The sequence below is a fragment of the Amycolatopsis sp. NBC_01480 genome (genome assembly GCF_036227205.1).
Taxonomy (GTDB): domain Bacteria; phylum Actinomycetota; class Actinomycetes; order Mycobacteriales; family Pseudonocardiaceae; genus Amycolatopsis.
Genome location: NZ_CP109442.1, coordinates 2,661,683 through 2,674,086, shown reverse-complemented (window position 1 = coordinate 2,674,086; position 12,404 = coordinate 2,661,683). Strand labels below are relative to the sequence as shown.

Below are 12,404 nucleotides of genomic sequence, written 5' to 3'. Positions count from 1 at the left end.
CGCGGAACCCCGCGGCGCAGTACGGTCGGCTCATGGTGCTGCATCAGGGGCGACAAGACCAGGCGGAACGGCAAGCGGGCACGAATCCGTTGTATGCCGGGGCAAATCCGGCATTGGCGGCGGACTTCGTGATGCCGCACGACAAGCTGCTGGACGACTCGCTGCCGCCGGACACCGCGTTGCAGCTGGTGCGCGACGAGCTGATGCTCGACGGCAACGCGCGGCTCAACCTGGCCACGTTCGTCACCACGTGGATGGAGCCGCAGGCCCGCGAGCTGATGGCCGAGTGCGTCGACAAGAACATGATCGACAAGGACGAGTACCCGCAGACGGCCGAGCTGGAGCGCCGCTGCGTGAACATGCTCGCCGACCTGTGGCACGCGCCGGTGCCGGCCGACGTGATGGGCTGCTCCACCACCGGCTCGTCCGAGGCCTGCATGCTCGCCGGGATGGCGCTGAAGCGGCGCTGGTCGAAGCTCGGCCGCCCGGGCAAGCCGAACCTGGTGATGGGCGTGAACGTCCAGGTCTGCTGGGAGAAGTTCTGCGAGTACTGGGAGGTCGAGCCGCGGCTGGTGCCGATGGAGGACGACCGGTTCCACCTCTCGGCGGCCGAAGCGGTGAAGCGCTGCGACGAGAACACCATCGGCGTCGTCGGCATCCTCGGGTCCACTTTCGACGGCAGTTACGAGCCGGTGGCGGAGATCGCCGCCGCTCTGGACGAGCTCCAGTCGCGCACCGGCTGGGACATCCCGGTGCACGTGGACGGCGCTTCGGGCGCCATGATCGCGCCGTTCCTCGACCCGGATCTGGCGTGGGACTTCCGGCTGCCGCGCGTCGCGTCGATCAACACCTCCGGGCACAAGTACGGCCTCGTCTACCCCGGCGTCGGCTGGGTGGTCTGGCGCGACAAGGCGGCGCTGCCCGAGGAGCTGGTGTTCAACGTCAACTACCTCGGCGGGGACATGCCGACGTTCGCGCTGAACTTCTCCCGGCCCGGAGCCGAGGTGGCCGCGCAGTACTACACGTTCGTCCGGCTCGGCCGTGAAGGCTTCCGCGCCGTGCAGCAGGCCTCGCGTGACGTCGCGATGCACCTTTCCGGCCACATCGCCGCGATGGGCCCGTTCGAGCTGCTCACCCGCGGCGACCAGCTGCCGGTGTTCGCCTTCACCACCAAAAAGGACATCACCGGCTACGACGTGTTCGACGTCTCCCGGCGGCTGCGCGAGCGCGGCTGGCTGGTGCCGGCGTACACGTTCCCGGAGGACCGCACCGACCTCGCGGTGCTGCGCATCGTGGTCCGCAACGGGTTCACCCACGATCTGGCCGACCTCCTGCTGGCCGACCTGGCCCGGATCCTGCCCGAGCTGGAACGCCAGAGCGGACCGCAGCACGACGCCGCGACGTCGACGGCGTTCCACCACTGATCACGGGGGTAATGTCGCCGGTATGGGTCTTGCCGTGGACGAACGCCAGGCGCTGAGCGCGCTCTTCGAAGAGGTCGGCCCGGACGCGCCGACGCTGTGCGAGGGCTGGGCGACGCGAGACCTCGCGGCGCACCTGATCGTCCGGGAGCACCGGCTGGACGCGTCGCCGGGGATCATGCTGCCCGCGCTCGCCGGGTACACCAAGCGCGTGCAGGACCAGTACGCGGCGAAGCCGTGGGCCGAGCTGGTGGACGAGGTCCGCCGCGGCCCCGCCTGGTACTGGCCGATGGCGATCGGACCGCTCAACGAGCTGACCAACGGCGGTGAGTTCCTCGTGCACCACGAGGACGTCCGCCGGGCCCAGCCCGGCTGGGAACCGCGCCCGGCCGACCCGTCCCGTGACGAGGCGGCCTGGCGGCTGGCCCGTCAGTCGGCGAAGCTGAACCTGCGCAAGTCGCCGGTCGGCGTCGAGCTGAAGACCACCGACGGCCGTTCCGCGCTGGTCAAGGCGGGCAGCCCGGTGGTGACCGTGACGGGCGACCCGGTGGACCTGGTGCTGTTCGTCTTCGGCCGTGACGCCGTCCACCTGACTTTCGAGGGCGACGAGTCCGCGGTCGCGCGCCTGCAGGGTTTGCGCCGCGGCGTCTAGGCCGGCCGGATTTCCCTTACACCGCAACGGGTCACGAGTCGGCTGGACGCGTGACGCCGTCGGCGGCGACGGGAGAGCAGGTCCGAGGCGGCGGTCGAGCTGGTGCTGCTCATCGGCTGGCTCTCCATCGGGGTTTGCGCCCCAATGTGGCGTTGGTTGCGCTCAACGCACCCAACGCCACATTGGTTGCGTCCAACGCACCGAACGCCACATTGGGGCGCTCGGGGTCAGCGCAGGCCGAGGGCCCGCAGCGCGAAGTACACCTCGATCGACGACTGCTTGATCGTCTCGGCGATCACCAGCGAGCCGTGGCCCGCGTCGTAGCGGTAGAACTCGTGCGGCGCGTCGCGTTTGCCGAGGCGGTCGAGGTAGTTCTCGATCTGCCGGATCGGGCAGCGCGGGTCGTTGTCGCCGGCCAGCACGAGCACCGGGGCGGCGACCGCGTCGACGTAGGTGATCGGCGAGCACTCGCGGTACACGGCCGGCACGTCGGCGGGCGCGCCGCCGAACAGGGCGCGGTCGAACGAGCGCAGCTGCTCCATCTCGTCCTCGTACGCGGCGACGTAGTCCGCCACCGGCACGCCCGCGACCCCGGCCGCCCAGCGCGTCGGCTGCGTGCCCAGCGCGAGCAGCGAGAGATAACCGCCCCAGGAAGCGCCGTTCACCACGCATTTGTCCTTATCGGACAGTCCACTTTCGACGGCCCAGTCGTGCACCGCCGCGACGTCCTCCAGCTCGGTGAGCCCGGGGCGGCCCTCGATCGCGTCCCGCCACGCCGAGCCGTAGCCCGTCGACCCGCGGTAGTTGACCTCGACCACGGCGAACCCGGCGTCGAGCCAGGTCGCGCGGTAGGCGGAGAACCGGTCCTCGTCGGCGGCGTGCGGGCCGCCGTGCAGGGAGAACACGGTGGGCAGCGGGCCCTCAGGCGCGTCCAGGGGCCGCGAGACGAGCGCGTGGATCTGCCCGCCGACGCCCTCCACGAACGCGTCCGTGACCGGCGCCGAGCCGGGCGCGCGCTCGCCCGGCGGCTCCAGCAGCACGGAGTCCGTGCCGTCGGTGGCGCGGACGCGCACCGCCGCGGGCTCCGCCGCGCTCGACCAGGAGTACTCGACGGTGCCGTCGTCCCGCACGCCCGCGCCGCCGATCCGGCCGGCGGGGGTGTCCAAAGAGGACAGTTCGGCCGTGTCCAGGTCGTAGCGGTGCAGGGAGCTGCGGCCCTGGTGGAAGTGCACGACCAGCAGGGCACGGCCGTCCGGGTACCAGTCGGCGACGACCTCGCCGGGCAGGTCGATCTCCAGCTCGGTCTCGGTGTCCGCGCGGACGTCCCAGACCAGCAGTTCCTCGCGGCCGCGGCGCTCGTGCAGCACCAGCAGCCGCGGGTCGCCGGGCAGCGGCGAGAACTCCAGCGCGGAAAGGCCCTTGCCCTCGCCGTCCCACTTCTCGGCGACGGTCGCGAAGCCGTCTGTCGACAGCACGCGCAGCGCCGGGTGACGCGAGTCGCCGTGCTCGGAGTGCGCGATCGCCAGCAGGTTCTCGTCACGGGACAGCGAGGCGATGCCCGCGTCGTCGGGATGGCTGTAGAAGCGCTCGGTGGTTTCGCCGATCTTCGCGAACAGCTCGCTGCCGTCGTCGGTCGAGACGCCGACCGCGATCACGCGCTCGCCGATCTCGAGCCCGGCCGGGTAGCCGTCGTGGACGTCCGGCAGCGCCTTGACCGCCGCCGAGCTGTCGCCGTCGAAGGGCTGGCGCACCCACGAGCCGAACTCGTCGCCGTCGGTGTCGTTGAACCACCAGATGGCCGAGCCGTCGGGGGAGGGCGTCGCGTGCAGGGTGCCGTTGGGCCGGTCGGTGACCCGGCGGTGACTGTCGGTGGCGCGCTGCCAGGCGTACACCTCCCAGACGCCGCTGGCGTTGGAGACGTAGACGTTGGCGTCCGGGGCGTCGCGGGCCCATTCGGGCACGGAGATGCGCGGGGCGTGGAAGCGGGCTCGCCAGCGGGTCTCGGCCTGATCGTCGCCGAACAGGCGGTCGGGGACCACTGCGGGCGGATATTGGTTGGCTGACTGGGTGCTCACCCCTCGATCCTGCCACCTACTGGCCGTACTGTGTGCGGGGTGCTGGAGGGATACGCGCGGGACGCGGCTTCGAGGCGGGCGGCGCGTGCGGCGGTGGAGCGGTCGGAGTTCGCGCACCCGCTGTTCACCCCGGGCCGGCGAGTGATCGACCTGTCTTGCGGCCCGGGATTCCTGACCGTCGCGCTCGAGGGCCCGGTGTCGTCCAAAGTGGACTATCTGGTGGCGGCGCCGGCCGCGCTGCCGTTCCCCTCCGCCTCGGTGGACGTGGCCTTCTCCCACGCCTTGCTGGAACGCCTGCCCGACCCGGGCCCGCTGCTGGCCGAACTGCACCGCATCCTCCGCCCCGGCGGCCGGCTGGCATTGTCCACTCTGGACTGGAGCCGGGCCCGCCTGCGCCCGAAGACGGCAAACGTCGACGCTGCCCTGCGCGGCTACTACCTGCTCCTGCGCCGCGCCGGCGGCAACCCTTTCGCCGGCCGCCGAATCGCCGAGCACGTCGCGTCCGCCGGTTTCACCGCCGTCACGGCCCGCACCCGCTACCGCACTGATCTGGCCTATCGCGACCTGGCTGCCTACGTGGAACGCCGCTTGGCCACCGCCCTGGCCGACCCCACCCATCCGGACCGCGATCAGCTGACGTCCGCCGCGCGTTCGGCCTGGTCCTGGACCCGTTCCGCCGGATCCGGCGACTTCACGCAGTGCTGGACGGAACTGATCGCCACTCGCTGAACCGGCGGACCAACGCAACCGCGCAAGCCGGGGGTCCAGGGGGCGGAGCCCGCCTGGCGGGGGCCTGGGGGTTCGACCCCCAGAGGACACAACGCAGGAAGGCCCCTGGTTCGCGTTTTCCGCGAACAGGGGCCTTCCAGACTTACTGCGTCGGGGTGGCGGGATTCGAACCCACGACCTCCTCGACCCGAACGAGGCACGCTACCAAGCTGCGCCACACCCCGAGGTACTGCTTAGCGGGTCGTGGAGAAGTCTAGCGGATGCTCCTTGAGGGTTTACGCGGGGTTGTCTTCCGCTTCTCCGGGGCTCCAGAACCGCGCGGGACCAGCGTCAGCAGGCTGGCTTCCGGACGGCAGGCGAACCGCGCCGGCGCGTACGGGGAAGTGCCGAGGCCGGCCGAGACGTGCAGCCACATGTGCGCGCCCCAGCGGGAGGCGCCGCGGGCGCGGGTGCGGTCGAGCTCACAGTTGGTGACCAGCGCGCCGTAGCCGGGCAGGCGCAGCTGGCCGCCGTGGGTGTGGCCGGCCAGGACCAGGTCGTAGCCGTCCGTGGCGAACGGGTCGAGCACCCGCGGCTCGGGCGAGTGCGTGATGCCGAGCCGGACGGCGGCGGTGGCGTCGGCGGGGCCGGAGATGTCGGAGTAGCGGTCGCGGCGCAGGTGCGGATCGTCGACACCGGCGGCGAACACCGGCCGCCCGGCGACCTCGATGGTGCGGCGCACGTGGGTGACGTCGGTCCAGCCGTGCTCGAGGAACGCCGCGCGCAGATCACGCCACGGCAGGTGGGTGCCGTGGATGCGCTTCTTCTTGCCCTTCGGCATCAGGTAGCGCGCGGGGTTCTTGGGCTTGGGCGCGTAGTAGTCGTTGCTGCCGAAGACGAACAGCCCAGGCCGGTCGAGCAGCGGCCCGAGCGCGCGCAGCACCGACGGCACCGCGGTGCGGTGCGAGAGGTTGTCACCGGTGTTCACGACGAGGTCCGGGTTCAGCCGATCCAGCGCGGCGACCCAGCGTTGCTTGGCGCGGTGCCCGGGCAGCATGTGCAGGTCCGAGATGTGCAGGATGGTGAACGGCTTCGCGCCGGGCGCCAGTACTGGCAGCTCGGCAGTGCGGAGCGTCCACAGCCGCCGCTCGATCCCGACGGCGTAACCGAGGGTCGCCGCCCCAAGCGCGACTGTCCCCACAGCGAGCCGCTTCGCGGTCGCCCCGGACGTGCTGGTGTTACTGAGCGTGCTCACGAAGTCGAGGATACGTGTTCGACGGTGTGGCGCGCCGCCGCGGTAAGGCTGTAACCCTTAGTCGCGTTCCGTCACGATGAGTCGTTTGAGTGGGTGTCATGGCGACAGCGGCCAACGGTTGGAGAACGCTCGCCCCGTTGGGGGAACGTGCTGGCTACGATCCGACACGCTCCTGGGCCGCGGCGCCATCGGCGAAATGCACCGCGAGTACGACGGGTGCACGACCGCGTGGTGGCGTTGAAGCGCCTGTCGGACGCCTACCTGGTGGACGAGGCCTTCCACGCCCGGTCCGCCGTTAGCCGCAGGTGATGGCGTGGTTGTGCGAGCCGCACGTGATCCCGATCCACGATCACGGCGAGAGCGCTCGCCGGCTCTACCTTGACCGGCGCTTGGTCGAGGGACGCGACGTCAATGACCCGATCGTCAATCGCCGCTGCTGCCCGCCCTCGCAACTGGCCTGATGACGCAGAGGGCGAGAGCCACCACTGCGGGCGCATCGTCGGCCTGCTCGACCACATGGCGCCGGAACGCTTCGGCGACCAGCCGCTCGCCGGGCTGTCAGACGCGCACGCGTCGGCCTGGGTTTCTACGAGTGCGTGGTGGGGATCAGCCATTCCCGACGGACGGGTCTGGTCCCGCAGATGGCGCGCGGACCTGGATACACGGCCACTGCGGCTGCGGGGCAAGCTTCCGGGCACGGCTGGGTGTTGTGCTGTCTCGCAGCTCGGCGAAGGACCCGCGGCGCCTTGTTTGACAGTAGGCGCCTAGCGGCAGCGCTGAACATTGCCATGGCAGCGGGCCCGGTGACGGCTTCCGGCGCGGCCGCCCGGTCTCGGGGAGCTGGGACCGAGTGGCGCCGGCAGTTCCAGTCAACACGACAACTCGAGCCCGAGCTGGGTCTTCCGCGCCGGCGGGCCGGTCAACGGTGAGATGGTCCTCGCCGGCTGGTACTGATCCTCCCTGCCTGACGCAGGCGGGGCCATCACCGCGATCAATCGGACAGCCAGACCTCCGCATACGGAAAATAATTACGCGGATGCTATTGGTCACAAAGCCGCTGTCGGACTACTCTTGTGAGAACCATCAAAGGTTTGACGCTCAGTCGGCAAGCTTGACTTCTCGGTCCACCGGGACGCTGTCGCTTGGGTCTGGCAACCCGGATGGACACGTCAGGTCGGCCATTTCTACCGCACTAGGCCTTCTCGGGTCACCGGAGTAGGAAACGCAGAGTCGCACGGCGAGCTGCTCGTACTGTCCGGAGAATCCATCACCCACCAGTGCGAAGAACGCGTATCGAGCGGTGAACCGACCGTTGGGCGAGAAGTCATTTCCCAGTAAGACTGTGCTGCCGCCGTTGTTCCAGTCGTGCGTGATCTCGGCGATAGTCCGGTCGATCGATTCCGAAGTCGGCGGAGTCGTCGCTCGCAACTGGCCTAAGGCTCCTGTTGCTTTGGCCCGTGCGGCTTTCGTGGCAACCGGCCGCAGCTTGTCGGCAGGGCTGGTGCAGGCCGTACAGCACGTCACCATTGCGATCGCACCGCACACCACGGCTAGTACCCGTCGCGAGATCATCACTCCAAGAGTGTATTCCTGCGGTCGCTGTGGTGGTGTCGAATCGATGGAGTAGTCAGGGACGGCGACCGGGGTCGCGGTTCAGCGTCCGCTGAGTCAAGAACATCGTCGAGACGGTTGTTCATGACTGCTGAATACTGGCTGTCCACGGGCAAGGATCCCTCGCCGAGTATCCCCCATTGCGGTTAGCTCCTATTTAGGTGGCTAAAATTGTGCGGTCCACTTGAAAAATCAAATCGTGGCGCACAATCTGAACCGGCGATTCCGGGTAAGCGTGGTTGCAGTAGAAAAGATTCATCCCGCCGACGGTTCGAAGCTCCGTATGAGCTGCCTGTGCCCGGCTGGTTTGAAGCCGGGCACAGGCATAGGCAGCCGAGACTCAGTGGCCCGTGTACTTCGGATCCTCCGCGGGCAAATCGGCGATCGGCTGGTCGGCCATGATGTTCGTCATCGCGCCGAACCAGGTCTGGGCCGGGGTTTTGCCGCCGAACATGTTGCCGGTGCCGCAGGTGGTGACGTTGCCGACGGCGCGGAAGCAGAGGCCGCCGGTGCCGCCTTCGGGGCGGAACACCATGGCGGCGCCCGCCATTTGCGGGGTGCCGCCGACGAAGGTGGCCGAGCCGTTGTTCTGCGTCGTGCCGGTCTTGCCGAGGATCGGGCGGTTCCAGTTGACCGCCGCGGCGGCCGCGGCCGAGGTGCCGCCCGCCTGGTCGTCCTTGCTCATGCCGACGACCATCGTGTTCGCGAGGCCTTCGGGCACGACCTGCTCACAGGCGGCTTCCTTGACCGGCACGGCTTTCCCGTTTCGGTCGGTGACGCCGGCCAGCGGCGTCGCCGGGCACCAGGAGCCGCCGCTGAGCAGGGTCGCCGCGACGTTCGCGAGTTCGAGGCCGTTGGTCGGGCTGAAGCCCAGGGTGAACGCGCCGTAACCCGGGTTGGTGGGCGTCGGGGCGTACACCTTGGACTGGGGCGCGCTCTTCGGGTCCTTCGGATCCACCGGCTGGCCACCGGTGTCGCTGGCCATCGTGTTGCGCATGCCCAGCTTGATGGCCATGTCGATGCCCGGCGCGGTGCTGCCGAGCTGGTCCTCCAGCGCGACGAACGCGGTGTTCGGCGAGGTCGCCAGCGCGCCCTGAAGAGTGTTCGAGGCGCCGTAGTGCCCGGCGTTGCCGACGCAGTACCAGCGGGAATTCAGCGGAGGACCGGTCGGCGGGCAGTGGTTGCCACCACCGGTGAACACGTGTGACGTATAACTGTCGCCGACCGGGATGTTGCTGTAGATCCCGGCGATTCCCTTGTCCAGCACGGCGGCCGTGGTGAAGATCTTGTAGCTCGACCCCGCGCCACCGGTGTTGTAGACGCCCGAAGGCAGCGCGTACGTCGTCTGCCCGGCCTCCGCGTCGTTGCCGTAGTCGCGGTTCGCGGCCAGCGCCACCACCTCGTGCCGGGTCTTTCCCGGACGCACCAAGGAAAGCGTGTTCGCCACGTTCTTCTGGGTCTTCGAGACCTGCGTCTCCGCCGAGACCTTCGCCTCGTGGTTGGCCTTCTCGTCCAATGTGGTCTTGATCGTGTAGCCGCCGGTGTACAGGTCGTCCTTGTTGAAGCCCGCCTTCAGCAGGTAGTCCTCGACGTACTGGCAGAAGAAGCCGTTCTCCGGCCCGGCGCCGGTGCAGTTCGCCGCTGGCTTCGCCGGGGCGTCCGCCACCACGCCGAGCGGGGTCGCCTTGAAGCGGTCCGCGTCGGCCTTCGCCAGCTTCTTGTTGTCGACCATGCGGTCCAGCACCAGGTTCCGGCGCGCGGTGGCCTTGTCCGGGTGCTTCCACGGGTCGTTCACGGCTGGGTTGTTCACCAGGCCCGCCAGCAGCGCGGACTGCGGCACCGTCAGCTGCTCGGGGGTGGTGTTGAAGTACGCGTGCGCGGCCGCGCCGATGCCGTAGATCTGGCGCGAGAACTCGACGATGTTCAGGTAACCCGCGAGGATCTGCTGCTTCGACAGCTTCGACTCGAGGTTGATCGCGATCCGGGCTTCCTTGAGCTTGCGCGCCAGGCTCTGCTCCTGCGCCTTCTCCTGCCCGGTCTTGTCACCGCGGTAGACGACGTTGATCAGGTAGTTCTTGACGTACTGCTGCGTGAGCGTCGAGGCGCCCTGCGTGTCGCCGCCGGCGCCGTTGGACACCGCGGCGCGCAGCGTGCCCTGCCAGTCCACGCCGTGGTGCTCGTAGAAGCGCTTGTCCTCGACCGACACCAGGGCCCACTTCGTGGCGTCGTTGATCTGGTCCGCGGCCACCGGGATGCGGTACTGGTCGTACAGCGTGGCGATCGGCTTGCCGGCGGAGTCCGTGACGGTGGTCACCAAGGGCGGCGGGATGTCCGCCAGATCGGTCGAGGTCTGTTCGACCGTCTCGCTCGCCTGGTTCGACGCAACCCCGGCCGCGCCCACTACAGGGAACAGAATTCCGGCGACGAGCACCCCCGCGAGCAGACAGAGGCCGATGAGCTTGAAGAGACCGTCCGTTTTGCGCACGTAGGCCAGGGTACTGAAGGCCCGTCACGCGCTCGTGACCTCACACCCGTCGGCACGGACCGGGCGTGACAAATCGGACCAACTTCGGTGACTTCCGGTAACGGAATGCATCTTAGGTCTTGGCGAGGGAACCGAGGACCCCTACAGTCCGTCAACGTCTCACGAAGAATGCCGACGGACGGTCCAGTGCGAGTGGGAGCTCTGCTGGGCTGAATGGAGGCACGGCGCCGGGGAGGTGCCGTGGCCGACGTGGGAGCTATGAGGGAGGGACGCTCGCGGGGGTGGGAGCGGGAGCTTCACCTTCGCTGGTGTCGGGACACCAGGGTAGGGAGCTGGGGGTATGGAAACCAACCAGTCGAGCTGGCGGGTCAGTGCGTCGTGCCGCGACGCCGATCCGGACGGGCTCTTCGTGCGCGGTGCCGAGCAGAACCGGGCGAAGGCGGTGTGCACCGGCTGTCCGGTCCGCACGGAGTGCCTCGCCGAGGCGCTCGACGGCCGGATCAACTTCGGCGTGTGGGGCGGGATGACCGAACGCGAGCGGCGGGCGCTGCTGCGCCGGCGGCCGGACGTGATCAGCTGGTCCGATCTGCTGGAGGCCGCGAAGCGGGACGCGCTGGAGGGCGCCCGCGTCGGCTGAGCCCTAACCGAACCTCGTGAGTGGCTATGCCGGTTCTGACCCGAAAATGATGGTGACCGGGCGTGCGACAGCGCCCGGCGGAGCCGGGTGGGTTGTGGGGTGTGCTGGCCGGTGTGGTCAGGCGACGGGTTCGAGGGTGACGTGGTAGCCGAGTGCTTGGAGCTGGCGGATGTGGCCGGCTTTCTGGCGTTCGGTGCCGCGTTGCCGCTGGTAGAACTCCGCCCCGAGGTCCCGGTAGCGGGCCTCGGAGTCGGACAGCAGATGCCAGACGATCACCAGGATGGATCGCCCGACCGCGACGATCGCACGGTTGGTACCCCGCCGTCTCGCGATGCGCCGGTAACGTTCTCCGAGGAAGGTGTCCGTTCTGCCGACGACGACAGCGATCTCCCCGAGTACCGAGGCGAGGTAGCGGTTGCCGTGCCCGGTCGCGGAGCGGCCCTTGCGCCGACCCGCGGATTCCGACACTCCCGGCGCGAACTTCGCCCAGGAGCTCAGGTGCGCGGGGGTGGGGAACCGGGACATGTCCACACCGATCTCGGCGATGATCACCGAGGCCGCGGTGACACCCACGCCGATGATCTCATCGAGCCGGGCCACCGCCACCGCGAAAGGGGCCAGCGCCTGCTCGACCTCGGTCTCCACCGCCGTGAGGTCGGCGTCGATGCCGTCGATCCGGCGCAGCATCGTCGCCAGCAGGAACGCGTGGTGATCGGTGAACCGGCCGGTCAGCGCTTCCTCCAGGACCGGGATCTTGCGGCGCATTCCCGCCTTCGCCAGCTGCGCCAACTGCTGCGCGTTGCGTTGCCCGTCAATCAGCTGCGCCATCATCGCCCGCCCGGACACCCCGAAAATATCCGACGCGACCACCGAGAGTTTGATGCAGGCGTCTTCGAGCAGCTTCTCCACCCGGTTCTTCTCACTCGTGCGGGCCCGGACCAGATCACAGCGATAGCGGGTCAGGTCCCGCAACCGCCGAACTTCGGGCGGAGGCACGAAACTCGGGCGCAGCATCTGCCGCTCGGCGACCTTGCACAACCACACCGCGTCCAGCCGGTCGGTCTTGGGCCGCCCCGGCAGATGCTTCACATCACGGGCGTTGACCAGCCACACCTGCCGCCCCGGCCGCTCCAGCAGATAAAACACCGGCTTCCAGTAATCCGAGGTCGCCTCCATCACCACGCGGGTGACACCCAGCTCCGCGAGCCGGTCCGAGAGCAGCAGCAACGACCGCGTCATCGTCGAATACGGCCGCACCTCCTGCAACCGCCGACCCGGATGAACCCGATCAGGCACCCGCACACAACACATCACCTCGGCCTTGCCCACATCAATCGCCGCGACCCGCTCGATGATCTCCTCATGATCCTGCGCCTCGGCCAGCATCACACCCACCTCCCAGCAGCGTCCCCGGGACAACCAACGGCTGCCCGGGGAACCACCAGGGAAACACAGAATCTGATCCGCGTGCTCGAAGCAACAGTCAAAGGCCCACCACGCAGTTCCCAGCGCCCGACTAACCGACGGCCTCCACCACAACCAAAGAACCACGACGTCAAC

9 protein-coding genes and 1 tRNA gene are annotated in these 12,404 nt (G+C 68.9%); 4 read left to right on the top strand and 6 right to left on the bottom strand.

Features of this window, described 5'->3' with window-relative positions; translation table 11 throughout:
• The first annotated feature begins 32 nt into the window (after positions 1-32).
• Both OG371_RS12675 and OG371_RS12670 read left to right on the top strand, forming a co-directional pair.
• Entirely contained in the window at positions 33-1,424 is a 1,392-nt protein-coding gene (locus OG371_RS12675) for a glutamate decarboxylase (protein ID WP_329068770.1), read from the top strand.
• Between the two features lie 22 nt (positions 1,425-1,446).
• Complete coding sequence (locus tag OG371_RS12670; protein ID WP_329068768.1) at positions 1,447-2,073, top strand: TIGR03085 family metal-binding protein; 627 nt, start codon at positions 1,447-1,449, stop codon at positions 2,071-2,073.
• Positions 2,074-2,300: 227 nt separating this feature from the next.
• On the opposite strand, the gene OG371_RS12665 is transcribed toward OG371_RS12670, so the two are convergent.
• Positions 2,301-4,148, bottom strand: coding sequence for a S9 family peptidase (locus OG371_RS12665; protein ID WP_329068766.1), 1,848 nt, complete (start codon positions 4,146-4,148; stop codon positions 2,301-2,303).
• Positions 4,149-4,187: 39 nt separating this feature from the next.
• On the opposite strand from OG371_RS12665, the gene OG371_RS12660 reads away from it, so the two are divergent.
• Positions 4,188-4,877 carry a methyltransferase domain-containing protein gene (locus tag OG371_RS12660; RefSeq protein ID WP_329068764.1) on the top strand — a complete coding sequence of 230 codons (690 nt, stop codon included), beginning with the start codon at positions 4,188-4,190 and terminating at the stop codon, positions 4,875-4,877.
• A 150-nt stretch (positions 4,878-5,027) separates the two neighbouring features.
• Here the strand turns inward: OG371_RS12660 and OG371_RS12655 are convergent.
• The 4 genes from OG371_RS12655 to OG371_RS12640 all read right to left on the bottom strand — a co-directional run bounded on the left by OG371_RS12655 (position 5,028) and on the right by OG371_RS12640 (position 10,207).
• Positions 5,028-5,101 (bottom strand) — tRNA-Pro (locus OG371_RS12655).
• Positions 5,102-5,130: 29 nt separating this feature from the next.
• Entirely contained in the window at positions 5,131-6,111 is a 981-nt protein-coding gene (locus OG371_RS12650; RefSeq protein WP_329068762.1) for a metallophosphoesterase, read from the bottom strand.
• A 1,098-nt stretch (positions 6,112-7,209) separates the two neighbouring features.
• Positions 7,210-7,686 carry a hypothetical protein gene (locus tag OG371_RS12645; RefSeq protein ID WP_329068760.1) on the bottom strand — a complete coding sequence of 159 codons (477 nt, stop codon included), beginning with the start codon at positions 7,684-7,686 and terminating at the stop codon, positions 7,210-7,212.
• Positions 7,687-8,062: 376 nt separating this feature from the next.
• Positions 8,063-10,207 carry a transglycosylase domain-containing protein gene (locus OG371_RS12640; protein WP_329068758.1) on the bottom strand — a complete coding sequence of 715 codons (2,145 nt, stop codon included), beginning with the start codon at positions 10,205-10,207 and terminating at the stop codon, positions 8,063-8,065.
• A gap of 340 nt (positions 10,208-10,547) precedes the next feature.
• On the opposite strand from OG371_RS12640, the gene OG371_RS12635 reads away from it, so the two are divergent.
• Positions 10,548-10,844 carry a WhiB family transcriptional regulator gene (locus tag OG371_RS12635; RefSeq protein WP_091626996.1) on the top strand — a complete coding sequence of 99 codons (297 nt, stop codon included), beginning with the start codon at positions 10,548-10,550 and terminating at the stop codon, positions 10,842-10,844.
• A 117-nt stretch (positions 10,845-10,961) separates the two neighbouring features.
• On the opposite strand, the gene OG371_RS12630 is transcribed toward OG371_RS12635, so the two are convergent.
• A complete protein-coding gene (locus tag OG371_RS12630) occupies positions 10,962-12,230 on the bottom strand; it encodes an IS110 family transposase (RefSeq protein WP_329057553.1) in 1,269 nt (422 codons plus the stop codon).
• Positions 12,231-12,404: the final 174 nt, after the last annotated feature.